Genomic DNA, 26,459 nt, shown 5'->3' with positions numbered 1-26,459 from the left:
CCCGCGATGCCCGCGATCACCGTCGACGACGTCCTCGTCCTGCCCCGCCTGCCGAAGCTCGGGGAGGCCACCGAATACCGCTCGGTCCGCCGGGTCACCACCGCCCCCAGCGGGTACGAGGGCGAGGGCTTCCCGGTCCGCCGGGCCTTCGCCGGCGTGCCGATGACCGAGCTGGACCCGTTCATCCACCTCGACCAGATGGGCGAGGTCGACTACGCGCCGGGCGAGCCGAAGGGCACCTCCTGGCACCCGCACCGCGGCTTCGAGACGGTGACCTACATGATCGACGGGATCATGGACCACCAGGACTCGACCGGTGGCGGCGGCACCATCACCGACGGCGACACCCAGTGGATGACAGCAGGTAGTGGCCTGTTGCACATCGAGGCGCCGCCGGAGCACCTGGTGATGAGCGGCGGGCTGTTCCACGGCCTTCAGCTCTGGGTCAACTTGCCCCGGGTGGCGAAGATGAGCGCGCCCCGCTACCAGGACATCCGCGGCCGGGAGTCGGCGTTGCTGACCACACCCGACGGCGGCGGCCTGATCCGGGTCATCGCCGGCGAGGTCGCCGGGCACCAGGGCCCGGGCTCGACGCACACGCCGATCACCATCGCGCACGTCACGTTGCAGCCCGGCGCCGAGCTGAACCTGCCGTGGCGGTCGGACTTCAACGCGCTGGTGTACGTGCTGGCCGGCCGCGGCACCGTCGGCACCGACCGGCGGCCGATCCACCTCGGCCAGCTCGCCGTGCACGGGCCCGGCGAGGCGCTGCGGATCACCGCCGACCCGACGCAGGACTCCAACGCCCCGGCGCTGGAGCTCTACCTGATGGGCGGCCAGCCGATCCGCGAGCCGGTGGCGCACTACGGCCCGTTCGTGATGAACACCCGCGCCGAGCTGATCCAGGCGGTCGAGGACTTCCAGGCCGGCCGGCTCGGGGTGATCCCGACCGGGCGGGTACCGCACAGCGACGGCCAGGGCGACCGGCCCTGACCTGCCACGGGCGCCCCGGTTCGCCGGGGCGCCCGGCCGCGGTCTCAGGAGACGGCGAAGATCCCGGCCACCCCGAGGATCACCATCAACAGGACCGCCACCAGCGCACCCCGCTCCCCCTCCACCGCCTGGTCGCGGTCGTCGGTCACGGTGTTCGTCGTCTCGACGGGCATGTCGGTGCCTCCTCGGTTTCGCGGTCCAGGGGTCCGGCGCACCCCTGACGCGCGCACCGACGCCGACCTGCTGCTCGACGTGCGGGGCCCTGCCGGGGGTCCTACCGTGTGAGGACGTCGTCGACCTCGGGGGGTGGAACGTGACTCTGCGGGACTGGTTCCTCACCGCACAGGAACGCGCCAACCCGGGCTCTGAATTACCCGTCTGGACCGATGGAAACCTCGCCGAGCCGCTGATTCACGGTGCCCCGTACTTCGACCGCCTGGTCAGCGAGGTGGAGGCGCTGTCGGCGGGCGACCACCTGTTCTTCACCGACTGGCGTGGCGACCCGGACGAGCTGATGCGCCCGGACGGCCCGACTGTGGCGCAGTTGTTCGCCCGGGCCGCCCAGCGCGGCGTGATCGTCAAGGGCCTGGTCTGGCGTTCCCACCTCGACACGCTCTCCTACAGCGAGTCGGAGAACCGCGACCTCAGCGAGGCGATCCGCGCGGCCGGCGGCGAGGTGCTGCTCGACCAGCGGGTCCGGCGTGGCGGCTCGCACCACCAGAAGCTCGTGGTGCTGCGCCGGCCCGGCGACCCGAGCCGCGACATCGCGTTCGCCGGCGGCATCGACCTGTGCCACAGCCGCCGCGACGACGCCGGGCACGCCGGCGACCCGCAGCCGATCGGCATGTCCCCCCGGTACGGCCCCACGCCGCCCTGGCACGACGTGCAGCTCGCGGTGCGCGGGCCGGTGGTCGGCGCGCTCGACACGACGTTCCGGGAGCGGTGGACCGACCCGATGCCGCTGGACTCGGAGAACCCGATGGCGTACCTGCGGGACCGGATGCGCGGCTCGGACCTGCGCCCGGACCCGCTGCCCGAGCAGCCCGCCGACCCGCCGCCCTGCGGGCCGCACCACGTGCAGGTGCTGCGCACCTACCCGGCGGTGCGGCCCCGCTACTCGTTCGCCCCGGACGGCGAGCGAACCGTGGCCCGCGGCTACACCAAGGCGGTACGCCGGGCGCGGCGGCTGATCTACCTGGAGGACCAGTACCTCTGGTCGACAGAGGTGGCCGAGCTGTTCGCGCAGGCGCTGCACGAGCACCAGGACCTGCACCTGGTGGCGGTCGTGCCCCGGCACCCGGACGTGGACGGCCGGCTCGCGCTGCCGCCGAACATGGTGGGCCGGGAGCAGGCGCTGTCGCTGTGCCGCCGGGCCGCGCCGGAGCGGGTGTACGTGTTCGACGTGGAGAACCACGACGGCACGCCCGTCTACGTGCACGCGAAGGTCTGCGTGGTGGACGACGTGTGGGCCAGCGTGGGCAGCGACAACTTCAACCGCCGGTCCTGGACGCACGACAGCGAGCTGTCCTGCGCGGTGCTCGACGACACCCGGGACGAGCGGGTGCCGGCCGACCCGGCCGGGTTGGGCGACGGCGCCCGGGTGTTCGCCCGCGACCTGCGGCTGCGGTTGTGGCGCGAGCACCTGGACCGCGATCCCGGCGGCGCGCAGGACGACGACCTGATCGACCCGGCGGACGCGGTGACGGCTGTCGCCGCGGCGGCGGAGGAACTGGACCGCTGGCACGCCGGTGGCCGGGTCGGTCCCCGTCCGCCGGGCCGGTTGCGGCCGCACCGCCCGGAGCGGCTGCCCTGGCGTACGCGGCTCTGGGCGCTGCCGGCGTACCGGCTGGTCTACGACCCGGACGGCAGGCCGCTGCGGGCCCGGCGGGCCGGCACCTGGTGAAGGCCGGTCACCTCGTCGGGCACGTTCGGGCGGGCCGGGTACGCGAACGACACGCGCGGCGAGTAGAAGCCCCAGCACACCTGCAGCGGGTTGGCCGGCCGCAGCGCGTGGACCGGGTGCTGCGGCGCCGGGAACTCCACCGACTCGACCTCGAACGGTGACACCGGCTCGGCCACGTACGGGTAGTCGGTCACGATCAGCTCGCCGTCGCCGCGGGTGAGGTAGCGGTGGTGGCCGTTGTGCGCCTCGGTGCCGGTGTGCCCGACCCGGGCGGTGACCCGGATCAGCGGCGTGCCGTCCGCGGCCCGGGTCTCGGAGGTGAGCCGGTCGCCCCGCACGTCCACCCGGGTCTGCCCCTCGACGGCCGGCGCGCCGCGCGCGGCGGCGTACTGCCGGACCCGTTCGCTGGAGGCGAGGTAGTGCGTCCACCAGCCCCCGGGCGTCCCGCCGTCGGGCGGGTCCATGTCCGCGAGCGAGACACCGATGTAGGTGAGTGAGTACGCGCCGAAGCCGGAGGTCTGCGTCTCGTCGTCGACCACGTACTGGTTGACGAAGACCTGTCGCTGCGGGTGCGGGCGCAGCCCGGCCGGAACCAGCGTGTCGCTACGGACGGTACGGGCGGTCCCGTCGGCGGGACAACGACAGAAAGGCGACACTTCGCCCACCTGTCGGATTCCGCGTTGACCGGTCGGGGTAGGACCGGGGCCGACCGGTCACTGCGGCGCGCCGCCCTGCCGAGCGCGATATCAACCGGCTCACGCCTTTCATGGCCACTTACACCTTAAGTACATCGTACTTTCGGCTAGATTTCCGCAGCACGATCGGGCTATGGTGGCTTCCGAACGTACTACCGTCACCTAAACCTAAGCGTCACGTCTTTTTTCTTCCGTGGACGAGGTGCAGGGAGGACCACCCATGACCGCTCCCACGATCAGCGCCCCGGCGACCGCGCCGGCCGGCTCCGCGAAGCTCGACCCCCGCTCGCTCACCGACAGCGCCGCCGACCTGCTCGACGCGATGGCGGCGCTGCCGGCCGACCACCCGTCGCGGCCCGCGCTGCGCGACCGCGCCATCGAGGCCTGGCTGCCGCTGGCGAACCACCTGGCCCACCGCTACAGCGGCCGCGGCGAGCCGAACGACGACCTGGCGCAGACCGCCGCGATCGGCTTGATCAAGGCGATCGACAAGTTCGACCCGTCGCGCGGCGTCGACTTCGCCGGCTACGCGATCCCCACCATCATCGGCGAGCTGAAGCGCCACTTCCGCGACCGCACCTGGGACATCCGCGTCCCCCGCCGGCTGCAGGAGCTGCGCCTGGCCATCTCCGACGCCAACAACACGCTGCTGCAGACGCTCGGCCGCTCGCCGACGGTCGCCGACATCGCCGCCCACCTCAAGCTCACCGAGGAAGAGGTGCTGGAGGGCCTGGAGGGCGCCCGCGCGTACAACGCGGTGTCGCTGTCCACCCCGACCGGCGACGGCGAGCGCGCCACCGAGCTCGGCGACCTGCTCGGCGGCGAGGACGGCGAGTTCGAGCTGGCCGAGATGCGGGTGGCCCTCGGCCCGGCGCTGGCCACGCTCGACCAGCGCGAGCAGAAGATCCTCACGCTGCGCTTCTACGGCAACCTGACCCAGTCGCAGATCGCCGAGCAGATCGGCGTCTCGCAGATGCACGTGTCCCGGCTGCTGGCCCGGGCCCTGACCAAGCTGCGCGGGCAGCTCGACGGAACGTACTAGGGGGTGGCGGCGGCCGGGCGGCGGGCCCGGCGTCGCGGTCAACCCGGCCCGGTCGGCGGTGCGCCGGCCGGGCCGTTCCGTGTTCCGGGGGCAGCGCGGACCGTCCGGCGGCGCGGTGCGAGAGTGGGTCCGTGCTCGCCGACGTCACCCTCGACCTGCCGGTCCGGCCGGTGCTGCCGGCGCTCGTCGAGGCGCTGCGCGCCCGGGGCGCCGCCGTGCTGGTGGCGCCGCCGGGCACCGGCAAGACCACTACCGCGCCGCTCGCGGTCGCCGACGCCGTCGCCGGACGGGTGGTGATCGCCCAGCCCCGGCGGGTCGCCGCCCGCGCCGCCGCGCACCGGATGGCCGGGCTGCTCGGCGAGCGGGTCGGCGACCGGATCGGCTACGCGGTGCGCGGCGAGCGGCGGTCCGGGCCACGTACCCGGATCGAGGTGGTCACCACCGGCCTGCTGGTGCGGCGGCTGCACCACGACCCGGAGCTGCCCGGCGTGGACGCAGTGCTGCTCGACGAGTGCCACGAGCGGCAGCTCGACGCCGACCTGGCGCTGGCGTTCAGCGTCGAGGCGCGCGGCACGCTGCGCCCGGACCTCTGGCTGCTGGCCATGTCGGCCACCCCGCAGGCGGACCGGTTCGCCGCGCTGCTCGGCTCCGGCGACCCCGCGCCAGTGGTGCGCGCCGAGGCCGCCCTGCACCCGGTCGATCGGGTGTGGGCGCCGCCGCCGCGCCCGGTGACGCCGCCCGGCGGCGGCCGGGTCGATCCGGCGCTGCTGGACCACGTGGCCGCCACGGTCCGCCGGGCGCTGCGCGAACGCGACGGCGACGTGCTGGTCTTCCTGCCCGGGGCGGGCGAGATCGCCGCGGTCGCGGGGCGGCTGGCCGACCTGCGTGAGCACGTCGCCGTCCTGCCGCTGCACGGCCGGCTGCCCGCCGCCGCCCAGGACGCGGCCCTGACACCGGCCGCCGGACGGCGCGTGGTGCTGGCGACCGCAGTGGCGGAGAGCAGCCTGACCGTGCCGGGCGTGCGGGTGGTGGTCGACGCCGGCCTGAGCCGCGTACCCCGCACCGACCTGGCCCGAGGGCTGGGCGCGCTGGTCACGGTGCCGGTGTCCCGGGCGGCGGCCACCCAGCGGGCCGGCCGGGCCGGACGGGAGGCGCCGGGCGCGGTCTACCGCTGCTGGTCGCAGGCGACACACGAGCGGCTCGCCCCGCAACCCGAGCCGGAGATCGCCACCGCCGACCTGACCGGGTTCGCGCTGGAGCTGGCGGCGTGGGGCACGCCGGACGGCGCCGGTCTGGCGCTGCCCGATCCGCCGCCACCGGCCGCGCTGGCCGTGGCAAGGGAGACCCTGCGCACGCTCGGCGCGGTGGACGACGACGGCCGGATCACCGCGCGGGGCCGGGCGGTCGCGGCGGCAGGCACCCATCCCCGGCTGGCGCGGGCCCTGCTGGACGGTGCGCTCCGGGTCGACGCGGACCGGGCCGCCGAGGTGGTGGCGGTGCTCTCCGACGACACGCTGGGCGGGCCGGGGGACGACCTGCCGGCCCGCTGGCGCCGCCTGCGCTCCGGCGCCGACCCGGCCGCCACCGCACGCTGGCGCGCCGAGGTACGCCGGCTGCGTGCCGCCCTGCCCACCGCCCCCGCCGACCGACGCCCCACCGGCACGCCCACCGACCCGGCGCCGCACCGTGGCGCCAGCGGGCAGCCGGCGGGAGACCGGCGGGAGCGTCTGCCCGACGATCTGGCCGCGGGGCTGCTCGCCGGGCTGGCGTACCCGGAACGGCTGGCCCGGGTGCGGCGGCCGGGCGGGTCCGCGTACCTGATGGCCGGCGGAACCGCAGCGGAGCTGGCGCCCGGGTCCGGGCTGGCCGGGTCGGCGTGGCTGGCCGTCGCGGTGGCCGACCGCTCCCCCGGCGCGCCGGCCGCCCGGGTGCGGCTGGCCGCGCCGATCGACGAGGCGACCGCCCGGGAGGCCGGGGCGGCGCTGCTGCGCTCCGGGCGCGAGGTGGCCTGGGCCGGCGGGGACGTGGTGGCCCGGGAGGTGGTCCGGCTCGGCGCGATCGAGCTGGTCGAGCGGCAACTGACCGCGCCGGCGCCGGACCTGGTCGCGGCGGCGCTGCTGGACGGGCTGCGGCAGGAAGGGCCGGGACTGCTGCGCTGGACGCCGGAGGCGACCGGGCTGCGTCGCCGGATGGCGTTCTGCCGCCACGCGCTCGGCGAGGACTGGCCGGACGTCTCCGACGCGGCGCTGCTCGACCGCGCGCCTGACTGGCTCGGGCCGGAGCTGGTCCGCGCCCGCCGCCGGGCCGACCTGGGCCGGGTGGACGTGGCGGCGGCGCTGCGCCGGTTGCTGGACTGGCGGCAGGCCGCCCGGCTGGACGAGCTGGCCCCGGAACGGCTCGCGGTGCCGAGCGGGTCGCGGGTGCGTGTCGACTACGCCGATCCGGCCGCGCCGGTGCTGGCGGTGAAGCTCCAGGAGACGTTCGGCTGGCGGGACGTGCCGCGGATCGCCGACGGGCGGGTGCCGGTGCTGCTGCACCTGCTCTCCCCCGCCGGGCGGCCGGTGGCGGTCACCGCCGACCTGGCGTCGTTCTGGCGAACCGGCTATCCGCAGGTACGGGCGGAGCTGCGTGGCCGCTACCCGCGCCACCCGTGGCCGGAGGACCCGACCACTGCCGAGCCGACCCGTCGGGCCGCTCCGCGTCGACGGTGACGGCTACTCCTCGACGACGTCGGCGATCACGACTGTGATGTTGTCCGGGCCACCGGCCCGCAGCGCCAGGTCGATCAGCCGGGCCGCGCAGGCGTCCCGCTCCAGCTGTTCGTTGAGCACCTCGGTGAGCGTGTCCGCGCGGACCACGTTGGAGAGGCCGTCGCTGCACAGCAGCCAGCGGTCACCGGCGCGGGGCACCATCGTCGCGTACGACGGGGAGACCTGGTCGCCCTGCAACGCCTGGGTGACCACCGCCCGCCGCGGATGGCTGCTGGCCTGCTCGGCGGTGATCACGCCCTGGTCGACGAGCATCTGCACGAACGTGTCGTCGCGGGTGACCTGCTTGAGCACGCCCTCGCGGAACAGGTAGGCGCGGGAGTCGCCGACGTGCGCCAGCGCCAGGCAGCTGCCGGTACGGGCGAACAGCAGCGCGGTGAGCGTGGTCCCCATGCCCTGACGCTCCGGGTCCTCCTCCACCGCCTGGCGGATCCGCGCGGTGGCCAGCTCGATCGCGCCCTGGAGCGCGGCGACGAGCGCGTCCTCCGGCGTCTCCACGTCCAGCGGGGCGATCGCGTCGATCGCGATGCGGCTGGCCAGGTCGCCGGCCGCCATGCCGCCCATGCCGTCGGCGACCGCGACCAGCCAGGGGCCCGCGTGCTGCGCGTCCTGGTTGCCGCTACGAATCAGCCCACGGTCGCTCGCTCCGACGGAACGAAGCTTCAGGGTCATGGGTCGCAGCCTGCCAGGTCGAGGGCTCGGTTGTCTGTAGGAGATCACCGACATCGTACGTGGCGCGCCTGATCCCTCCGCGAGCGGGCGTTCGGCCGAGCATCGGGCCAGATCGATTGACAGCGACGGAACGCGGTGGAAACATCGCCCTGATATTGGGAGCGCTCCCAGCTCCCGTGGTCCCCCACCACCCCCGAGCACGGAAGGAACCTCCGTGACCCGATCCCGTCGTCGGCTCGCCGCGCTCGCGGCCACCACGCTGGCGCTCACCGGCCTCTCCGCCGGCCCGGCCCTTGCCGAGGTGCCGCCGGACGCCCCCGAACAACTCCGTAACGGCGACTTCAGCGCCGGTGTCTCCCCCTGGTTCTCCTACGGCACGGGCGACCTCGCGGTCGTCGACGGCCGGCTCTGCACCACAGTCGCGGCGGGCACCGCCAACCCCTGGGACGCCGGCATCGGCCAGGACGCGGTGCCGCTGACGGAGGGCGCCGAGTACGAGCTGTCCTTCGACGTCTCCGCCACCCCCGGCGCGGCCGTCAAGGCGGTGCTCCAGCTCGGCAGCGCCCCCTACACCACGTACGCGAGCGTCGACGCGACCGCCGCCGGCACCGCGAAGCGCGTCACCACCACGTTCACCTCCCCGGCCGAGAACCCCACCGCCCAGCTGATCTTCCAGGTCGGCGGCAGCGCCGAGGCGCAGACGTTCTGCCTGGACAACGTGTCGCTGCGTGGCGGGGAGCCGGCGCCGCCGTACGAGCCGGACACCGGGCCCCGGGTCCGGGTCAACCAGGTCGGCTACCTGCCCGGCGGGCCGAAGCACGCGACTGTGGTCACCGAGGCCACCGAAGCGCTGCCGTGGCAGTTGAAGTCGGGCAGCGGCGCGGTGGTCGCCAGCGGGCAGACCACGCCGCGCGGCACCGACGCCGCCTCGGCGCAGAACGTGCAGACCGTCGACTTCTCCGCGTACCGCACGCCGGGTACCGGCTACACGCTCACCGTCGACGGTGAGACCAGCCACCCGTTCGACATCTCCGGCGCGCTCTACGACCGGCTGCGCGCCGACTCGCTGCAGTTCTTCTACGCCCAGCGCAGCGGTATCGAGATCGACGGCGACCTGATCGGCGAGGAGTACGCCCGCCCGGCCGGCCACCTCGGCGTCGCGCCGAACCAGGGCGACACCGACGTGCCGTGCCAGGCCGGCGTCTGCGACTACTCGCTGGACGTGCGCGGCGGCTGGTACGACGCGGGCGACCACGGCAAGTACGTCGTCAACGGCGGCATCGCCGCCTACCAGCTCCTGAGCACCTTCGAGCGGACCAAGACGGCCGAGACCGCCGACGGCGGCGCCGCCCTGGGCGACTCCACGCTGCGGCTGCCCGAGCGCGGCAACGACGTGCCGGACGTGCTCGACGAGGCCCGCTGGGAGCTGGAGTTCCTGCTGCGCATGCAGGTGCCGGCCGGCAAGCCGCTGGCCGGGATGGTCCACCACAAGATCCACGACCGGAACTGGACCGGCCTGCCGCTCTCGCCCCAGGACGACCCGCAGCCGCGTGAGCTGCACGCGCCGTCCACCGCCGCCACGCTGAACCTGGCCGCCGTCGCGGCGCAGTGCCAGCGGCTGTACGCCCCGTACGACGCCGCCTTCGCCGCGCGCTGCGGCACCGCCGCGAAGACCGCGTACGCGGCGGCCAAGGCGAACCCGGCGATCTACGCCCCGGCCAGCGACAGCACCGGCGGCGGCGCGTACGACGACACCAACGTCAGCGACGAGTTCTACTGGGCCGCGGCCGAGCTGTGGCTGACCACCGGCGACAAGGCGTACCTGGCCGACGTCACCGGCTCGCCGCTGCACACCGCCGACGTGTTCGCCCCGAACGGCGCGTTCGGCTGGCAGAGCGTCGCCGCGCTGGGCCGCCTGGACCTGGCCACCGTGCCGAACACGCTGCCCGCGGCGGAGAAGACCCGCATCCGCGAGTCGATCACCGCCGCCGCCGACAGCTACCTGGCCACGATCGCCGGCCAGGCGTACGGGCTGCCGTTCCCGGGCAGCGCCGACGCGTACGTCTGGGGCAGCAACAGCAACCTGGTGAACAACGCGATCGTGCTGGCCACCGCGTTCGACCTGAGCCGGGACGCGAAGTACCGCGACGGCGCGGTGCAGGCCGCCGACTACCTGTTCGGCCGCAACGCGCTGAACATGTCGTACGTGACCGGGTGGGGCGAGCAGCACGCCCGCAACCAGCACAGCCGGATCTTCGGCCACCAGCTGAACCCGGACCTGCCGCGACCGCCGGCCGGCTCGCTCGCCGGCGGCCCGAACGCCGCCCTGCAGGACCCGTTCGCGGCGAACCTGCTCGCCGGATGCGCGCCGATGTTCTGCTTCGTCGACGACATCAACTCGTACGCGACGAACGAGGTGGCGATCAACTGGAACTCGGCGCTGGCCTGGCTCGCGTCGTTCCTGGCCGACCAGGGTGAGGCCGGCGCGGTGCCGGCGCCGTCCTGCGCGGTCACCTACACCACCCACGGGAGCTGGCCGTCCGGCTTCACCACCCAGGTGACGGTGCGCAACACCGGCACGTCGGCGGTGAACGGGTGGAGCCTGCGGTGGGCGTTCCTCGGCGACCAGAAGGTGAGCCAGTCGTGGTCGGCGCAGGTCGGCCAGAGCGGTGCCACGGTCACCGCGAAGAACCTGTCCTGGAACGCGAAACTGGCGCCGGGCGCGTCCACCACGTTCGGCTTCAACGGCACCGCTTCCCGCTTCCCCAACCCGGATCCGGGGCTGGTCACAGTGAACGGAAAGGCCTGCACGGTCTCCTGACCGAGCTGACCGGACGCCATCGCAGGACCGGGTACGGTCCTGCGATGGCGTACCTCTTCCTGCTCGGCGCGATCACCGCCGAGGTGATCGGCACCAGCCTGCTCAAGGCGACCGACGGGTTCACCCGGCTCTGGCCGACGCTCGGCCTGGCGGTGGCGTACCTGTCCGCGTTCGGGCTGCTCTCGCTGGCCGTGAAGGACATCCCGGTCGGCGTCGCGTACGCGATCTGGTCCGGCCTCGGCACCGCCGCCATCATGGCGATCGGCGCGGCGTTCCTGGGCGAGCCGCTGAGCGTGGCGAAGGTGGTCGGCGCGGGACTGGTCATCGCCGGGGTGGTGGTGCTCAACCTCGGCGGCGCCCACTGAGCGTCGCCCGGCTCAGCCCGCCGCGCGCAGCAGCCGCAGCTGCCCGATCTCGGCCACGTTCTTCATCAGCTCGGCGTTCACCCACGCGGCCAGGTGCGCGACGGTGAGCCCCGCGTCGGCCGGCCAGGGGTACGCGGACGGCCGGTCCAGATCGGCCGCGGTCAGACCGTCCAGCGCGTCCGTCCACTGCTCCCGCAGCTCCCGCAGCCAGGCGACCGTCTCCGCGCCCGGCCCGGGCCAGCGAATGTCGTCGCGTTCCCGCGCCGGGCGCTGCCGCACGTGGTCGGTCGCGACCGACCACCACCAGCCGACGTGCCAGGTCAGCCAAGCGATGGTGGGCGCCGGAACCGGGTCCGGCTCGCTGTCCGCCCAGTCGGGACGCCACCCGCCGCCCGGGCCGGGACGCATGGTCCAGCACAGCACGGCCGGCTCCCAGAGGAAGTCCGCCGGCTCCAGCCGGTCGAGGTGGTACTCGGCGAGCGCCCAGGTCAGGTCGAACTGCCAGCGCAGCACGCCGGTCACGGAGGCAGGCATCGCGCGATCGTGGCACGGCCCCCGCCCCCGGTCGACCGGTTAACCGCCCTCCCGGCGTGTCGCCTCGGAACAGAAGAGTTGCCCCTCGGGCGTTATGCCTCTCAGTCATATTTATGACTGAGAGGCATAACGCTCGGAAGCTCATCCTTCCCGCGAGAGCTGCCGGCCGCGTTGGCGCAGCCAGGCCGGACCGAGCGTCGCTCCGGTGCCGCCCCGTCACCCGGCTTGCCGAGAATCCGGTGGACTCGCACAGGCACGTGCGCGACCGTGACCTCGTGGGCGGCGACGCGGAACGTCGGGAGTGGGCGGCAATGCCGGCCGGTAGCCGCGACGCGCTCGCGGCGCTCCCGTCGGCGGACCTGCGAACCCTGCTTCTCGGCGTCGCCCGTGACCGCGCCGGGGCCGTCCGGCCGGCGCAGGTGCTGCGGCGCTGGAATGAGGACCGGTTCGTCCGGCCGTCCGTGGCCGACCCCCGTGCGCTGTCCCGGGTGGAGGGGCGGATCTGGTCGTTGTTGCCGCCGGACGTGGCCGGGGTGGAGTTGTCACCGGTGGCGCCACTCGGCACCTGCACCACCGTCGCACCGGTCAGCCAGCACCGCATCGTCTCCACGATGCGCGGCGCGGAGGTGGTCAGCGACCCGACGAACGCTCTGGCGGTGGAAGCTGCGGTGCGCCGCAGGCAGGCCGATGAGGTGCACCTGGCCGCGATGCACAGGGTGCTGCGGGCACAGGACTTCGGGCCTGGCGCCTCGGCCCATTTCCGGCTCTGCGCGCTCGTCTCCACCGCACGGGACACCGGGTCGGGACGCACCGAGGCTCGGATGCTCGTCCGGCATCTCGCCTTCTGGCGTGCGGTGCTGGCCGACCTGGTTCCGGCGGCAACACCTCGGCTGCACGTCACGGCCCTGGACGAGATCGTCAGCGACCGGCTCGCCGACACGGTCCGTCCGATGCTCGGTGACGGCCCGGTTCCCCTGCATGACGAGCCCGAGCGGCAACGCGGTCGCGGCTACTACCGAGGTGCGGCGCTGCGGGTCACGGTCCGCGACGGTGGATGGGAGATCGGTGACGGCGGTTTCACCGACTGGACCGCACGGCTGCTCGGCGACGCCAAGGAGCGCTGCCTCATCTCCTGCCTCGCGACGGAGCGCCTCGTCGAGGTGGCGGCTCCCTGAGGCATCCCGTGACGGGAGGCCGCCCGCGAGCGACATGCTTCTCCCGGCCCAGCCCGGGGTTGTGACGGGCGTCGCCGGTTGCGGGGCACCGCTACAGCCGGCCCACATCTAGCGTCGATCGCATGGCCCTCGCCGGACCCTGCTGATGGGGCGCGTCTCGCCGCTCCCACCGCCCGGGCCGCTGCGCACGCTGGCCTACGCCACGCTGGTCAACAGCGTCGGCGCTGGGCTGTGGCTGGCCGGCGGGGCGCTCTACCTGACCCGGGACGTGGGCGTCTCCGCCACCTCGGTGGGCGCCGGGCTCACAGTCGCCGGGCTGGTCGGGCTGACCGCGAGCGTGCCGCTGGGCGCGCTGGCCGACAGGTGGGATCCGCGTACGCTCCGGGCCGTCCTCCAGGTGGGGCAGGCGGTCGCCGCGCTGGCGTACCTGCTGGTCGGCTCGTTTCCGGCGTTCCTGGCGGTGGCGGTGCCGGAGGCGCTGCTCGCGGCCGGCAACCTGGCGGTGCGGGCGGCGCTCGTCGGGGCGGTGGGCGGCCCGGACGGCCGGGTGCACGCCTTCGCCACGCTGCGCGCGGTGGCGAACCTGGGCATCAGCGTCGGCACCGCGCTCGCCGGGATCGCGCTCGCGGTGGACACGCACCGGGCCTACCAGGTGCTCGTCGTGGGCAACGCGGCCAGCTACCTGCTCTCGGCGGCGCTGCTGCTGCGCCTGCCACCGCAGCCGGCCGCCGACGGCGCGCGACCCACGCCGGGCGCGCTGTGGCGCGGCGGGCCACGACGGCGTGGCGGGGCGCTGCGGGACGGATGGTTCCTCGCGGTCAGCGGCGCGTCGGCGGTGCTGAGCACGCACGTGACGGTGCTCGTGCTCGTCGTGCCGCTGTGGACGGTGGAGCGGGCCGGCGCGCCGCCACCCGTGGTGTCGGCGGTGCTGCTCGCAAACACGGTGCTCACCGTGCTGCTCGCGGTCCGGCTGAGCCGGGGCGCGGAGCGAGCCGCGCCGGCCGCCCGGAAGCTGCGCCGGGCCGGGCTGGTGCTCGCGGCGGCGACACCCCTGTACGCCGTGACCGGCGTCCTGCCGGTGCTCCCGGCGGTCGTGCTGCTGCTCGTCGCCACCGCGGTGTGGACGGTGGGCGACCTGTGGCACGGCGCGGCCGGTGCGGGGCTCGCCTACGACCTGGCCCCGCCCGGGGCGATCGGGGCGTACCAGGGTGCGGACGGCCTGCTGGCCGGGTCGGCCCAGGCGCTCGGCCGTGGCCTGCTCACGCTGCTGGTGCTCGGCGGCGGTCCGGCCGGCTGGCTGGTGCTCGGCGGGATCTTCGCCGCCGTCGGGCTGACCGCCCCGGCGCTGACCCGCCGCGCGGTGGCGAACCGGCCGGCGCCGCAGGCGCGACCCGCCGGCGTGCCCGGCTGAGCGCGGTGTAGCAGCATGGCGGGATGACCGACCAGTCCTCCCTCACCATCCGCCCCGGTGGACCCGGCGACGCGCCCACCCTGCTCCGGCTGCTCGACAGCGCCACCGCCTGGCTGGCCGAGCGCGGGCGCACCGACCAGTGGGGCGCCGAGCCGGCGTCGATCGACCCGCGCCGCATCGCCCAGGCCGACGCGTGGGCGGCCGGGGACGGTCTGTACCTCGCCGAGATCGACGCGACGGTGGTGGGCGCGCTGGTGGTGGGCGCGGCGACGGACTACGTGCCGCCGGCCACCGAACCGGAGCTGTACGTGAACCTGCTGGTCACCGACCGGGCGTACGCGGGGCGTGGGGTCGGTGCGCGGCTGCTGGAGTACGCGGCGGAGCGGGCCCGCGAGCGCGGCGTCGGCCTGCTGCGGGTGGACTGCTTCCGCAGCCCGGACCGGGCGCTCGTGCGGTTCTACGAGAGCTGCGGGTTCACTGCCACCGAAACGTTCATCGTGGAGCGGACCGGCCGGGAGCCGTGGACCGGGCAGGTGCTGGAGCGCCGGATCGGCTGAGTCAGCCGATCTCCTCGTCCACGAAGCACCAGCGCCACGACTCCCCCGGCTGGACCGACCGCATCACCGGGTGCCCGGTGGCCTCGAAGTGCTTCGTGGCGTGCTGGTACGGCGAGGAGTCGCAGCAGCCCACGTGCCCGCAGGTCAGGCAGGCGCGCAGGTGCACCCAGTCCGGGTTGCCGATGGCCACGCAGTCCGGGCACTCGGTGGTGGTGCCGGGCTCGGCCGTGCCCGCCCCGGCCAGGTGCTGGCAACTCATTCGACGACCTCCTGTCGCAGCAGTGACTCCTCCAGATCCAGGTCACGATAGGCGCGGGTGAGCACCTCCTCCGGGATCTGGCCGGAGTCACGGGCGGCCCGGAACACCTCCCGCTCGGCGTCGATCATCTCCTGCCGCAGGCGCGCGTACGCCTGGGAGGGGGTTTCCCGTTCGGTGCCGCCGAGCCGTTCCCAGGCCAGGTTGGCGCGGGAGGTGACCAGCCCGCGCAGGCGTTCCACGACGGCCTCCGGCGCGGTCCCGGCCAGTTCGTCGAGGCGTTCCCGGGCCGCCCGGCTGGCCCGCTGCTGCACCCCGGCGGCGGACAGCGCGTCCTGCACCGGGTCGTCCTGGGGCAGCCGCAGCCGCCGGGCCAGCCACGGCAGCGTGGCGCCCTGCCCGACCAGGGTCGCCACGATCACCGCGAACGCCAGCCAGATCAGCAGCGCGCGCGGGTACGGCGCGTCGTCGGCGAGAGTCAGCGGCAGGCCCAGCGCGGCGGCCAGCGTCACCACGCCCCGCATGCCGGCCCAGCCGATGACGATCGGGTACTGCACCGGCGGCGCCGCGTCACGGTGACGGATCCGGGGCACGAGCCGGCCCAGGTAGGTCGCTGGGAAGACCCAGACGAACCGGGCCAGGAAGACGGCCGCCAGCACCGCCGCGGTGATCGCGACGAGCGAGCCGAACGGCTCCTCCAGGTCGCGCACCACCTCCGGCAGTTGCAGGCCCACCAGCAGGAACACCAGTCCTTCGAGCAGGAACCGGATCAGCCGCCAGAACGCGGTCACCTGCAGGCGGGAGGCGGCCGACATGAGCGTGGGCAGCTTGTGCCCGATGCCGAGGCCTGTCACCACCACCGCGACCACCCCCGAGGCGTGGATCTCCTCGGCGGCGAAGACCACGGCGAACGGCACGATCAGCGACAGCGCGTTGTCCAGCACCGGGTCGGTGGCGCGTTTGTGCAGGTAGCCGAAGACCACCACGCCGAGCAGGCCGACCAGGATGCCGCCGCCGGCCGCGACCACCACCTCCCGGGCCACGTCGCCGACGCCGACGCCGCCGCTGGTGGCGGTAGCCGCGACGATCGCGACCCGCAGCAGCACCAGCGCGGTGGCGTCGTTCACCAGGCTCTCGCCCTCCAGGATGGTGACGATCCGCCGGGGCAGGCCGACCCGGCGGGCCACCGCGGTGGCGGCGACCGCGTCCGGCGGCGCCACCACAGCGCCGAGGGCCAGGCAGATCGCGTACGGCAGGTGGGGCAGGAACCAGTGCACGACGGTGCCCACCACGAACGCGGTGAAGATGACCAGCCCGACCGCGAGCAGCAGGATCGGCCGCAGGTTGAGCCGGAACGCCGGCACCGACGTCTCCACCGCCGCCACGTACAGCAGCGGCGGCAGGATGCCCACCAGCACCAGGTCCGGGTCCAGCCGGACGTGCGGGAAGAACGGCAGGAAGGACAGCGCGAGACCGAGCACCACGAGCAGGATCGGCGCGAGCAGGCCGAGCTTGCGGGCCAGCGCCGCGCCGAAGGTGGCGATGGCCAGGAAGACCACTACCTCGAACAGAGCATCCACGAGCGTCGAGCTTATGCCCGCGGCGTCGATGTGTGATCAGGCGGCGGAGCGCAGCTTCGGCAGCACCTCCGCGCCGAACGTGTCGATGAACGCGCGCTGCTCCTGCCCGACGTGGTGCAGCGCGATCTGGTCGAAGCCCAGCGCCACGTACTCCTCCAGCCAGCCGATGTGCCGGCCCAGGTCGGCGGAGACGTTCACGGTCTCGGCGACCTTGGACATCGGCACGTCGGCGCTGACCACGTCGAAGTGCTCGGGGGTGTCCAGGTCCCAGCAGACCGGCGGGGCGAAGACGTTGCTGCGCCACTGGTCGTACGCGATCGCCTCGGCCTGCTCCTGCTCGGGCGCCCAGCTGACGTGCACCTGCAGGTGCAGCGGACCGCGCCCGCCCGCGTCCCGGTAGGCGTCGATCATCCGGCGCAGGTGCTCGACCGGCGCGTTGACGGTGATCAGCCCGTCCGCCCACTCGGCGCACCACCGCGCGGTGGCGACGCTGACCGCTGCGCCGACCAGTGCGGGCGGCTCCTCCGGCCGGGTCCACAGCTTCGCCCGGTCCACAGTGACCAGGCCGTCGTGGCTGACCTCCTCGCCGGCCAGCAGCGCCCGGATCACGTCGACGCACTCGCGCAGGCGGGCGTTGCGGACGTCCTTGCGCGGCCACACCTCGCCGGTGATGTGCTCGTTGGCCGCCTCACCGCTGCCCAGCGCGGCCCAGAACCGTCCCGGGTACATGGCGCCGAGCGTGCCGATGGCCTGCGCGATGATCGCCGGGTGGTAGCGCTGGCCGGGCGCGTTCACCACGCCGAAGGACAGGTTCGTGGCCTGGAGCGCGGACCCGAGCCAGGACCAGGCGAAACCGGAGTGGCCCTGCCGCTCGCTCCACGGCGAGAAGTGGTCGGAGCACATGGCCGCGTCGAAGCCGGCGCGCTCGGCGTGGATCACCGCCTCCAGCAGCCGGGCCGGATGGATCTGCTCGTGGGATGCGTGGAAGCCGAACGCCGTCATGCTCGCCACTCCTACCCGTGACGGCGTCCGGCCAATCGCATCTACTCGGAGTGCGCGCCGGCGCCCGCGCCCGCCTCGCCCTCGCCGACCCACACGGTCTTGGTGTTGCAGAACTCGCGCATGCCGGCGGCGGACAACTCGCGGCCGTACCCGGAGTTCTTCACGCCGCCGAACGGCAGCTCCGGGTACGAGGTGGTCATCCCGTTGATGAACACGTTGCCGGCGTCCAGGTCGACGGCGAAGCGCTCCTGCTCGGCCGGGTCGTTGGTCCAGGCGTTGGAGCCGAGGCCGAAGCTGGTGCCGTTGGCGACCTCGATCGCCTCGGAGTACGAGCCGACCCGGAAGAGCCCGGCGACCGGCCCGAACACCTCCTCGCTCCACATGCGCATCTCCGGGCGCAGGTCGGTGACCACAGTCGGCGGGTAGTACCAGCCGTCGCCGGACGGCTTCTCGCCGCCGCAGAGCACCGTCGCGCCCTGGTCCACCGCGTCGGTGACCTGGGCGTGCACCTCGTCGCGTCCGCGCTCGCTGGCCAGCGGGCCGACGTCGGTGCCGTCGTCCATCGGGTCGCCGACGCGCAGCGCCGCCATCCGGGCGGCGAACTTCTCGGCGAACGCGTCGAAGACGTCGGTGTGCACGATGAACCGCTTCGCGGCGATGCAGGACTGGCCGTTGTTCTGGCAGCGGGCGGTGGTGGCCACCTCGGCCGCGGTGTCCAGGTCGGCTGAGGGCATCACCACGAACGGGTCGCTGCCGCCCAGCTCCAGCACCGTCTTCTTGATCTCCCGGCCGGCGATCTGGGCGATGGACCGGCCGGCCGGCTCGCTGCCGGTGAGCGTGGCGGCGCGTACGCGCGGGTCGCTGAGGATCCGGTCGACCGCGTCGGAGCCGACCAGCAGCGTGGTGAACGCGCCCTCGGGGAAGCCGGCCCGGCGGAACAGGTCCTCCAGGTAGAGCGCGGTCTGCGGCACGTTCGAGGCGTGCTTGAGCAGGCCGGTGTTACCGGCCATCAGGGCCGGCGCGGCGAAGCGCATCACCTGCCACAGCGGGAAGTTCCACGGCATCACCGCGAGCACCGGGCCGATCGGCTGGTAGCGCACGTACGCCCGCTTCGCCTTGACCGCGGCGGCGTCGGCCGGCTCGTCGGCGAGCATCCCTGGTGCGTTGTCGGCGTAGAAGCGGCAGGCGGTGGCGCACTTGGTGACCTCCGCCTTGGCGGCCGCGTACGTCTTGCCCATCTCGGTGGTCATCAGCCGGGCCGTCTCGTCGCGCTCGGCGTCGAGCCGGTCGGCCGCGGCGGTGAGCCAGCGGGCCCGCTGCGCGACGGTGGTCTCACGCAACTGCCGGAAGGCCAGGTCAGCCCGCTCGATGGCGGCGTCGATCTGCTCGTCCGACATCGCCTCGTACGTCTTGAGCACCTGTCCGGTGGCGGGATTGGTGGTGGCGATGGGCATGTCGTCCTCCTGTCACTCGAACAGCGAGTGCCGTACGCCCGGCTCCTCCCGGCGGCGCGCGGCGCGGCGGCGCTGGATCACGACCAGGTCGACCACCGCCACGACGGCGAGGAGCGCGCAGACCACGCCCAGCCAGGCGATGTCGGCGGCGAACGCGAGCACCGCGAAGACGGTCATCACGACCAGACCGAACGTCGCCAGCACGAGCCGCAGGTTCAGGGCGCTGTTCGCGTGGCCGACCGTGCCACGGGCGCGCCGGGGTTGTGATCGGGTCATTCCTGGGGCCTACCCCGGCACGGGCGGGGCTAACCGGCCGCTACCGGTACGGCCCGGGCCGTACCGGTGATGCGGGACACCCGGCGGGCGGTCGCCGGATGCGGCCGGCGGGCGGGTGCGTTACTTCGGGGTGCCGGTTCCGGCGGAGATCCCGCGGGCCGGTGGAGAGGATGGCATGACCACGACGCAGGCCGTACCCGTGACCGTCGCCGTGTCCCGGCGCGCCGACCCCGCGCGTACCGACGAGGTGGTGGCGTGGATGCGGGCCGGGACGGCGCTCGCGGAGAGCTTCCCGGGCTTCCTCGGCGCCGGTTTCGTCCGCAGCGCCCCCGGTTCCGGCGAGTGGCACGTGATGTACCGCTTCGCCGACGCGGACACGCTGCGCGGCTGGGAGGACTCGCCGCAGCGGCGCTGGTGGCTCAGCTCGGCGCAGGGCATCGTCGAGCACACCCGGGTGGAGCGGCGCACCGGCATCGAGGGCTGGTTCGCCCCGCCGGTGGACCACGTGGTCGAGACGTTCGGCGAGCCGGAGCCGGCCGCGCCGCCGCGCTGGAAGCAGGCGGTCACGATCTGGCTGGCGTTCTTCCCGCTCAGCCTGGCCGCCACGCTGCTGACCACCCGGTTCCTCGCCGACGTGCCGCTGGCCGGGCGGACGCTGCTGATGACGCTCGTGCTCACCCCGCTGATGACCTACCTGGTACTGCCCCGGATCACCCGCGCGCTGCACCGGTGGCTGCACGGCCGGCCTGCGCCGACCCGACAGATGTGAACGACAGTGGTCGATGCCCGATAGCCGACAGAACCGCTTCCGGGGCCCCGCCGGGGCATAGGGTGGACGCGCCCGTTGCCGCCGCCGGACGGGGGAACCGATGCCTCGACGCTGGATCGCCGCGCTGGCCTGCCTGGCGGCGCTCGTCGCGCTGGCCTGTGACGGCTCCGGCGAGGCGTCGCCCCGGCCGTCCGGCACGCCCCGGCCCGGCGAGCCCCGGGCGCTGGTCGCGCTCGGCGACTCGGTGAGCACCGGCTACGGCTCCTGCCTGGTGCTGGTGAGCTGCGAGCGCAACTCCTGGTCGACCGGGGACGGCCTGCGGGTGGAGAGCCTCTACCGGCGGCTGCGCGCCGACGCGCCGGGGCTGCGGGCGTACAACCGGGCGGTGCCCGGCGCCCGCGCGGCCGGGCTGGCCGACCAGGCCCGGTCGGCGGTACGCGACAAGGCAGACCTGGTAACCGTGCTGATCGGGGCGAACGACGCCTGCCGGGGCGACGTCGACGACATGACCGCCGTCGCGACCTTCCGGGATCAGGTCGACGCGGCGCTCGCGGTGCTGCGCGAGGGCCGGCCGAAGGCCCGGGTGCTGGTGGTCAGCATCCCGGACCTGTACCGGCTCTGGCAGATCGGCCACACCGAGCCCCGCGCCGTGCGGGCCTGGTCGCGTGGCGTCTGCCCGGCGCTGCTGGCCGACGCCACGTCGACCGCGCCCGCCGCGGCGGCCCGCCGGGCCCGCGTCCAGGACCGGATCGAGGCGTACGACGGCCAGCTCCGTGCCGCCTGCCGGGCGTACGGATCACGCTGCCGCTGGGACGGTGGCGCGGTGCACCGCCACCGCTTCACCCTGGACCAGGTGAACGCGCTGGACTGGTTCCACCCGAACGCGGCCGGGCAGGGCCGGCTGGCCGAGGTGGCCTGGAACGCCTCCGGCTGGGCGAGCTGACCGGCCGGCGTCGGCCGCCCCGGGTGGAGCGGCCGGCGCAATGCTGGTCAGGGCTGGCGCGGACCGGGAAGCGGCCGGGGACCGCCGGCCCGGTAGAGGGCGCGCGTACGGTCGGCCAGCTCCTTCGTGGCCGACGAGTTGGCCCAGGTGCCGAGCACGATCGCGGCGCCCGGCACGACCTTGGCGAACATCCGCTTGGCGGCACGCAGCCCGGCCATCCGGGCCAGCCGGACGCCGAGCTGGAGCATCACCCGGCCCAGCGCCCGGTCGGCGGCGGAGCCGAACAACGCGCCGGCCCGCTCGCGGCCGGCGGCCACCCCGAGCGCCAGGCGGGCGGTCTGGGCGGCCTTGTGCACGCGCTGGAGCACCAGCAGGTCGGTGGCCCGGTCGACGTGCGTCGGGTCGGCGCCGTACGCGGCCGCGACGTGCAGCACCAGCCGGGCCTGGGTCCAGGCCAGCACGCCCACGTCGATCACCGCGCCGGGCAGCCCGGCCGCGCCGGACACAGCGCCGGAGAGCCTCGCGTGGTTGACGAACTTGCGGACCGCCTGGTCGGCCAGTTGCTCGGGCGGGGCGTCCGGCCGCAGGGCACGCTCCCGGGCGGCCCACTGTGCGGCCTCCGGCCCGAGCCGGCGTACCGCCTCCAGGGCCAGGTGCTCCGGTGCGTACTGCGGGTCCTCACGCATCCGGTCCCAGAGCTTGGCCGGAGGCCCCTCGGGCACCTCCACCGGCGGGACGGGAGCTGCGGGGACGGCGTCGGGCTCCCCGACGGGGGCGGGGTCGGTCACGAAGGGCTCCGGAGGCTCGTGCGGCGGGGGTGACGCGGGTCAGCGCCGGCGCGACTGCAGCCGGGTCGCGATCTGCCGCAGCCGGGCCTGGTTCTCCGGCTTGGACATCTCACGCCGGCCGCGGTCGACCAACTGCTGGCCCCGCGGCGACCGCAGGAAGGCGGTGATCCGTTGCATCAGCGACATGGTGTCCTCCGTCCCGCGGTCCCCTTCATGTGTACCTGGGACCGGCAAGCCCTTGATACCCGAATCGCCGCTTCGGCAACCACCCCTCGCGGGGTCAGCCCAGGATCTCGGCCACCACCTTGCCGGCCCGCCACTCGTGCTGGGCGTAGGCGTCCGGGAACGCCGAGATCTGCACCGCCTGGGCGGCCACGGACAGCGGCAGGTCCTCCCAGCCGGGGATCTCGTCGAGCGCGGACAGGAACGCCTTCGTCGCGTACTCGGGGTCCATGAGCTGCTCGACGGTGCCCCAGCCGCTGCTCGGGCGCTGCTGGAACAGCCCGACCGAGTCGTGGTCCCAGCCGATGGCCTGGTGCGGGTAGCTCTGCGACTCGGGCAGCACGCCGCTGGCGTAGTTGAGCAGCGTGCTCTCCTGCATCGCGGTCGCCACCGCGATGACCAGGGCCCGGCGCGGCACGCCCATCTCCTTGCCTGCCTGCACGATCTTCTTGGCGTTGTTCATCTGGGTACGGTCCAGGCCGGCGACCGGAACGATCTGCCGAACCGTCTTCGTGGGCTTGGGCTTGGCGGTCGCCTTCGGGCTCGCCGTCGCGGACGGGGCGGCGGTGGACGGCGCGGTGCTCGGGCGGGCGGTCGCGCGGGAGGCGACGTCGGCCTCCGCACGCTCGGCGACCTCCGCCGAGGGCGCCGGGGCGGCCGCGCGCTCCGGCGCGCCGAAGCCGGCCTGGCTGACGCCGACCAGGCCGAGGCAGCAGGCCGCGCCGGTGGCGACCGCGAGCTTCGTCCGGCCGGGCCGGGGGTTCATCGGCGCCCAGAAGCGGGTACGCCGGATCAGGCCCCGAAGCACGGCCGACCGGCTGTTGGAGGGGGTATCGTCCGAACGGTCAGCCGGGCGGCCGGGGCCGTTCGGGTCGTCGAGGGTGCCGTCGCTACGCATCCGACGAGGCTAGGCAGCACAAACCGGGATCATCCAGGCCGTAAGGGTGGCCCTCGTCACACTTTGTGCGGCCCGGGCCGGACACTCGTCACCTGCCGCACCCAGCCGGCGACGGACCTCGGGAACCGGGCGAATCGCCCGCCCGCCACGGGTCCAATCTCCGCCGGCACGAACCTCGCAGGTCTCCCCCTCCCGCCCGATGATCGACTAACTCGTCCGTTCGGACGATCCGGATGTCCGCCGCCGGACCGGGGCGTAGCCGAATCGTGATCACCATCCGGGCATCGGAGGTGTCCGTAACGGAATGGACCACACCCCCCGGTACGTTGGCCGAACCGGGGAGACCGCACGTTCGGCGCTCCCCCGTACGCGTCGACAGGGAGGACCCCACCGGTGCTCGATCCACACGAGCTCTACGAACTCACCGACGAGCTGCCCGAGCTCGGCCAGCCGGTGCTGATCCAGGCGCTCACCGGCTTCGTCGACGCCGGCAACGCCACCCGGCTCGCCCGCGAGCAGCTGCTCACCTCGCTCGACGCCCGGACGATCGCCCGCTTCGACATCGACCAGGTCTTCGACTACCGCTCCCGCCGCCCGGTGATGACGTTCGTCGAGGACCACTGGGCCGACTACGACGGCCCGGCCCTGGAGCTGCACGTCCTGCGCGACGACGACGAGACGCCGTTCCTGCTGCTCACCGGCCCCGAGCCGGACCTGCAGTGGGAGCGTTTCGTAGCAGCCGTCGCCGGGCTCTGCGCCCGCCTCGACGTCCGGCTCACCGTCGGTCTCAACTCGATCCCGATGGCGGTGCCGCACACCCGGCCCAGCGGCGTCACCGCGCACGCCACCCGCAAGGAGCTGATCGCCGGCCACGAGCCGTGGCTGCAGAAGGTGCAGGTGCCGGCCAGCGTCGGTCACCTCCTGGAGTACCGCCTCGGCGAGCAGGGCCGCGACGCCCTCGGGTTCGCCGCGCACGTGCCGCACTACGTGGCCCAGGCCGAGTACCCGGCCGCCGCCGAGGCGCTGCTGTCGGCCGTGTCCCGCAGCACGGGCCTGCTGCTGCCGGTCGAGGACCTGCGCACCGCCGCCGAGGCGGTCCGGGTCGAGATCGACCGCCAGGTCACCCAGACCGAGGAGGCGGCCACGCTGGTGCAGGCGCTGGAGGAGCAGTACGACGCGTTCGCCCGCGGGCGGGGCGAGAAGAGCCTGCTCGCCGGGGAGACCGGGCCGCTGCCCACCGCCGACGAGCTCGGCGCCGAGCTGGAGCGCTTCCTGGCCGAGCAGACCCGTCCCGGCGACACCCCGGAGCGCTGACCGGGCGGGCAAGGCGGCCGGGGATGCGGCAGGCTGGGCACATGCGCCTGGCGACCTGGAACGTCAACTCGGTGAAGGCCCGCCTGCCCCGGCTGCTCGACTGGCTGGCCACCACGAAGCCCGACGTCGTATGCCTGCAGGAGACCAAGTGCCCGGACGGGGCGTTCCCGGTCGCCGAGGTCGGCGAGCTGGGCTACGAGGTGGCCAGCCACAGCGACGGCCGGTGGAACGGCGTCGCCGTCCTGTCCCGGGTCGGGCTCGCCGACGTGGCGGTCGGCTTCCCGGGTGAGCCCGGCTTCCCCGAGCCCGAGGCCCGCGCCATCTCGGCCACCTGCGACGGGCTGCGGGTCTGGTCGGTGTACGTGCCGAACGGCCGCACGCCGGACGACCCGCACTACGCATACAAGCTGGCCTGGTTCGCGGCGCTGCGCGACGCCCTGGAACCGGAGGTGGCCGGGCCCCTGCCGGTGGCTGTCTGTGGCGACTTCAACGTCGCGCCCACCGACGCCGACGTCTGGGACCCCGCGCTGTTCGTCACCTCCACCCACGTCACGCCGGCCGAACGGGCCGCCCTGGCCGCGCTGCGTGACCTGGGGCTGGAGGACGTGGTGCCGACGCCGATGAAGGGGCCACACCCGTTCACGTACTGGGACTACCGGGCCGGGATGTTCCACCAGAACAAGGGCATGCGGATCGACCTGGTGTACGCGAGCGCGCCGTTCGCCCGCGCGGTCCGCTCCGCGTACGTGGACCGGGAGGCCCGCAAGGGCAAGGGCCCGTCCGACCACGCCCCGGTCGTGGTGGACGCCGACCTGGCGCCGGCCGTCGAGACGTTCTGACCGCCCGCTGCCGCGCGACGGCGCTCGCTAGGGTGGACACATGGCAGTCGTGAAGATCAACGCGATCGACGTCCCGCCCGGCGCCGGCGAGGAGCTGGAGAAGCGGTTCGCGGCCCGGGCCGGCGCGGTGGAGAACTCCCCCGGTTTCCTCGGCTTCGAGTTGCTGCGTCCGGTCGCCGGGGAGAGCCGCTACTTCGTCTACACCCGCTGGGAGAGCGAGGAGGCGTACCAGGCGTGGGCGCAGGGCCCGTCCCGGGCCGCGCACGCCGAGGGCGGCGAGCCGCGCAAGCCGGTCGCCACCGGCGCGAACCTGCTGGAGTTCGAGGTCGTCCAGCAGGTCCCCGCCAAACCCTGACCCGCTTCCCCGTTGCCCGTCAGGATGCCAGGGACGCGAAGACGATCACGTTGTCCTGGTAGCCGGTGCGGCCGCCGACCCACTCGCCGCCGCAGGTGATCAGGCGCAGTTCGGCCGGGCCGGAATCGCCGTAGACCCGGGCCGCGGGCAGGTTCGCCTTGTCGAAGTACTCGACGCTGTCCACCTTGAACGTGACCACGCTGCGGTCCGCCCGGGTCACCGTGATCCGGGCGCCCGGCTTCAGCGAACGCAACCGGTAGAAGACGGCCGGCCCGCTCTTGGTGTCGACGTGGCCCACGATGATCGCCCGGCCGGGGTCGCCGGGCACCGCTCCCCTGTCGTACCAGCCGGTCTGGTTGTGCTCGGTCAGCGGCGGCACGTCCACCGAGCCGTCCTTCGCCTGCCCCACCGGGGTGACCGGCGCGGTGACCTTGATGGCCGGCACCGACAGGCGCACCGGCCGGCTCGCCGGTTTCCGGGCCGGGGCGGCACTGGCCGGGGCCGCCGCCGCGCCCGAGCCGCCCGATCCGCTCGACTCGGTCGACGCGTCGGCGAAGTCGAACGGCCCCGCCGTGCGCCCCAGCCCGGCCCCGGTGGCGAACACACCGATCAGCACCAGCACCACGGCCAGCGGCTTCGTCCACGAGCCCCGGCCCCGCCCGCCCGACGACGCCGGTGGCGGCTCGACCGGCGGCGGCCCGGCGGGCCGCGGGCGCAGGGCCCGCGCATCGGCCGACGGCGGATCCCACGGTCGCGACGCGGCGGGCGGAGGCAGCCACGGCCGCGACCCGGAGACCGGCACGACGGACGAACCGGTCCCGGCGGCA

Annotated in this window: 27 protein-coding genes; 14 read left to right on the top strand and 13 right to left on the bottom strand. The window is 74.3% G+C overall.

Annotation, left to right across the window (positions count from 1 at the left end):
• The first annotated feature begins 6 nt into the window (after window positions 1-6).
• Window positions 7-993: a pirin family protein gene (locus tag FHU28_RS14255; RefSeq protein WP_184684397.1), complete on the top strand. Its 987-nt coding sequence runs from the start codon at window positions 7-9 to the stop codon at window positions 991-993.
• A 44-nt stretch (window positions 994-1,037) separates the two neighbouring features.
• Here the strand turns inward: FHU28_RS14255 and FHU28_RS32660 are convergent, their stop codons facing one another.
• On the bottom strand, window positions 1,038-1,166 hold the full coding sequence (locus FHU28_RS32660; protein WP_260412969.1) for a hypothetical protein: 129 nt from the start codon (window positions 1,164-1,166) through the stop codon (window positions 1,038-1,040).
• 140 nt (window positions 1,167-1,306) lie between these two features.
• Between FHU28_RS32660 and FHU28_RS14250 the strand changes: the two genes are divergently transcribed.
• Window positions 1,307-2,896: a phospholipase D family protein gene (locus FHU28_RS14250; RefSeq protein WP_184684395.1), complete on the top strand. Its 1,590-nt coding sequence runs from the start codon at window positions 1,307-1,309 to the stop codon at window positions 2,894-2,896.
• Here the strand turns inward: FHU28_RS14250 and FHU28_RS14245 are convergent.
• Entirely contained in the window at window positions 2,845-3,552 is a 708-nt protein-coding gene (locus FHU28_RS14245; protein WP_311773587.1) for a hypothetical protein, read from the bottom strand. The two genes, FHU28_RS14250 and FHU28_RS14245, sit on opposite strands and share 52 nt — an antisense overlap.
• 259 nt (window positions 3,553-3,811) lie before the next feature.
• On the opposite strand from FHU28_RS14245, the gene FHU28_RS14240 reads away from it, so the two are divergent.
• Both FHU28_RS14240 and hrpB read left to right on the top strand, forming a co-directional pair.
• Entirely contained in the window at window positions 3,812-4,633 is an 822-nt protein-coding gene (locus FHU28_RS14240) for a SigB/SigF/SigG family RNA polymerase sigma factor (protein WP_184684393.1), read from the top strand.
• A 131-nt stretch (window positions 4,634-4,764) separates the two neighbouring features.
• Window positions 4,765-7,344: an ATP-dependent helicase HrpB gene (hrpB, locus tag FHU28_RS14235; protein ID WP_184684390.1), complete on the top strand. Its 2,580-nt coding sequence runs from the start codon at window positions 4,765-4,767 to the stop codon at window positions 7,342-7,344.
• Window positions 7,345-7,347: 3 nt separating this feature from the next.
• On the opposite strand, the gene FHU28_RS14230 is transcribed toward hrpB, so the two are convergent.
• Window positions 7,348-8,073: a PP2C family protein-serine/threonine phosphatase gene (locus FHU28_RS14230; RefSeq protein WP_073827565.1), complete on the bottom strand. Its 726-nt coding sequence runs from the start codon at window positions 8,071-8,073 to the stop codon at window positions 7,348-7,350.
• Between the two features lie 214 nt (window positions 8,074-8,287).
• On the opposite strand from FHU28_RS14230, the gene FHU28_RS14225 reads away from it, so the two are divergent.
• Together FHU28_RS14225 and FHU28_RS14220 are read left to right on the top strand one after the other, a co-directional pair.
• Window positions 8,288-10,894, top strand: a complete 2,607-nt coding sequence (locus FHU28_RS14225; protein ID WP_184684387.1) for a glycoside hydrolase family 9 protein — start codon at window positions 8,288-8,290, stop codon at window positions 10,892-10,894.
• 44 nt (window positions 10,895-10,938) lie between these two features.
• On the top strand, window positions 10,939-11,259 hold the full coding sequence (locus tag FHU28_RS14220; RefSeq protein WP_184684385.1) for a DMT family transporter: 321 nt from the start codon (window positions 10,939-10,941) through the stop codon (window positions 11,257-11,259).
• A gap of 12 nt (window positions 11,260-11,271) precedes the next feature.
• Here FHU28_RS14220 and FHU28_RS14215 read toward each other — a convergent pair whose 3' ends face one another.
• Window positions 11,272-11,793, bottom strand: a complete 522-nt coding sequence (locus FHU28_RS14215; protein ID WP_184684383.1) for a DinB family protein — start codon at window positions 11,791-11,793, stop codon at window positions 11,272-11,274.
• A gap of 257 nt (window positions 11,794-12,050) precedes the next feature.
• Here FHU28_RS14215 and FHU28_RS14210 point away from each other — a divergent pair, with 257 nt between their 5' ends.
• The 3 genes from FHU28_RS14210 (at window position 12,051) to FHU28_RS14200 (ending at window position 14,936) form a co-directional block, all read left to right on the top strand.
• On the top strand, window positions 12,051-12,968 hold the full coding sequence (locus FHU28_RS14210) for a hypothetical protein (RefSeq protein WP_311773586.1): 918 nt from the start codon (window positions 12,051-12,053) through the stop codon (window positions 12,966-12,968).
• Window positions 12,969-13,113: 145 nt separating this feature from the next.
• Window positions 13,114-14,379: an MFS transporter gene (locus FHU28_RS14205; RefSeq protein ID WP_184684381.1), complete on the top strand. Its 1,266-nt coding sequence runs from the start codon at window positions 13,114-13,116 to the stop codon at window positions 14,377-14,379.
• Between the two features lie 23 nt (window positions 14,380-14,402).
• On the top strand, window positions 14,403-14,936 hold the full coding sequence (locus tag FHU28_RS14200; RefSeq protein ID WP_184684380.1) for a GNAT family N-acetyltransferase: 534 nt from the start codon (window positions 14,403-14,405) through the stop codon (window positions 14,934-14,936).
• A gap of 1 nt (window position 14,937) precedes the next feature.
• Here the strand turns inward: FHU28_RS14200 and FHU28_RS14195 are convergent, their stop codons facing one another.
• From FHU28_RS14195 to FHU28_RS14175, 5 genes are read right to left on the bottom strand one after another with little or no spacing between them, the layout of a single operon-like run.
• The gene (locus FHU28_RS14195) at window positions 14,938-15,195 is read right to left on the bottom strand and encodes a UBP-type zinc finger domain-containing protein (RefSeq protein ID WP_184684379.1); all 258 of its coding nucleotides are present in this window, start codon (window positions 15,193-15,195) and stop codon (window positions 14,938-14,940) included.
• Complete coding sequence (locus FHU28_RS14190; RefSeq protein ID WP_184684378.1) at window positions 15,192-16,772, bottom strand: Na+/H+ antiporter; 1,581 nt, start codon at window positions 16,770-16,772, stop codon at window positions 15,192-15,194. Before FHU28_RS14190 ends, FHU28_RS14195 begins: the two co-directional genes overlap by 4 nt.
• A 36-nt stretch (window positions 16,773-16,808) precedes the next feature.
• Window positions 16,809-17,783, bottom strand: a complete 975-nt coding sequence (locus FHU28_RS14185; RefSeq protein WP_274534151.1) for a TIGR03885 family FMN-dependent LLM class oxidoreductase — start codon at window positions 17,781-17,783, stop codon at window positions 16,809-16,811.
• Window positions 17,784-17,815: 32 nt separating this feature from the next.
• Complete coding sequence (locus tag FHU28_RS14180) at window positions 17,816-19,228, bottom strand: NADP-dependent succinic semialdehyde dehydrogenase (RefSeq protein WP_184684377.1); 1,413 nt, start codon at window positions 19,226-19,228, stop codon at window positions 17,816-17,818.
• Window positions 19,229-19,240: 12 nt separating this feature from the next.
• Window positions 19,241-19,504 (bottom strand): DUF6343 family protein, encoded by a 264-nt coding sequence (locus FHU28_RS14175; RefSeq protein WP_091423875.1) that lies wholly within the window; start codon window positions 19,502-19,504, stop codon window positions 19,241-19,243.
• Window positions 19,505-19,679: 175 nt separating this feature from the next.
• Here FHU28_RS14175 and FHU28_RS14170 point away from each other — a divergent pair, with 175 nt between their 5' ends.
• Together FHU28_RS14170 and FHU28_RS14165 are read left to right on the top strand one after the other, a co-directional pair.
• Window positions 19,680-20,273: an antibiotic biosynthesis monooxygenase gene (locus FHU28_RS14170; RefSeq protein WP_184684376.1), complete on the top strand. Its 594-nt coding sequence runs from the start codon at window positions 19,680-19,682 to the stop codon at window positions 20,271-20,273.
• 100 nt (window positions 20,274-20,373) lie between these two features.
• Window positions 20,374-21,216: a GDSL-type esterase/lipase family protein gene (locus FHU28_RS14165; protein ID WP_184684375.1), complete on the top strand. Its 843-nt coding sequence runs from the start codon at window positions 20,374-20,376 to the stop codon at window positions 21,214-21,216.
• 47 nt (window positions 21,217-21,263) lie between these two features.
• Here the strand turns inward: FHU28_RS14165 and FHU28_RS14160 are convergent, their stop codons facing one another.
• The 3 genes from FHU28_RS14160 to FHU28_RS14150 form a co-directional block, all read right to left on the bottom strand.
• Window positions 21,264-22,004 (bottom strand): EcsC family protein, encoded by a 741-nt coding sequence (locus tag FHU28_RS14160; protein WP_184684373.1) that lies wholly within the window; start codon window positions 22,002-22,004, stop codon window positions 21,264-21,266.
• A gap of 39 nt (window positions 22,005-22,043) precedes the next feature.
• The gene (locus FHU28_RS14155) at window positions 22,044-22,190 is read right to left on the bottom strand and encodes a hypothetical protein (RefSeq protein ID WP_166456378.1); all 147 of its coding nucleotides are present in this window, start codon (window positions 22,188-22,190) and stop codon (window positions 22,044-22,046) included.
• A 94-nt stretch (window positions 22,191-22,284) separates the two neighbouring features.
• The gene (locus FHU28_RS14150; protein WP_184684371.1) at window positions 22,285-23,124 is read right to left on the bottom strand and encodes a peptidase M23; all 840 of its coding nucleotides are present in this window, start codon (window positions 23,122-23,124) and stop codon (window positions 22,285-22,287) included.
• A 393-nt stretch (window positions 23,125-23,517) separates the two neighbouring features.
• Here FHU28_RS14150 and FHU28_RS14145 point away from each other — a divergent pair, with 393 nt between their 5' ends.
• Genes FHU28_RS14145 through FHU28_RS14135 form a run of 3 tightly spaced genes read left to right on the top strand, consistent with a single transcriptional unit; the run spans window position 23,518 to window position 25,632 of the window.
• Window positions 23,518-24,438 (top strand): proteasome assembly chaperone family protein, encoded by a 921-nt coding sequence (locus FHU28_RS14145; RefSeq protein WP_184684369.1) that lies wholly within the window; start codon window positions 23,518-23,520, stop codon window positions 24,436-24,438.
• 41 nt (window positions 24,439-24,479) lie between these two features.
• Complete coding sequence (locus FHU28_RS14140; RefSeq protein ID WP_184684367.1) at window positions 24,480-25,277, top strand: exodeoxyribonuclease III; 798 nt, start codon at window positions 24,480-24,482, stop codon at window positions 25,275-25,277.
• Between the two features lie 40 nt (window positions 25,278-25,317).
• Window positions 25,318-25,632, top strand: coding sequence for an antibiotic biosynthesis monooxygenase family protein (locus FHU28_RS14135; RefSeq protein ID WP_043325067.1), 315 nt, complete (start codon window positions 25,318-25,320; stop codon window positions 25,630-25,632).
• 19 nt (window positions 25,633-25,651) lie between these two features.
• Here the strand turns inward: FHU28_RS14135 and FHU28_RS14130 are convergent, their stop codons facing one another.
• Entirely contained in the window at window positions 25,652-26,263 is a 612-nt protein-coding gene (locus FHU28_RS14130) for a class F sortase (RefSeq protein WP_376700870.1), read from the bottom strand.
• Window positions 26,264-26,459 lie beyond the last annotated feature (196 nt).

The sequence above is a fragment of the Micromonospora echinospora genome (genome assembly GCF_014203425.1).
GTDB lineage: Bacteria > Actinomycetota > Actinomycetes > Mycobacteriales > Micromonosporaceae > Micromonospora > Micromonospora echinospora_A.
This window is presented reverse-complemented; position numbering and strand designations above follow the sequence as displayed.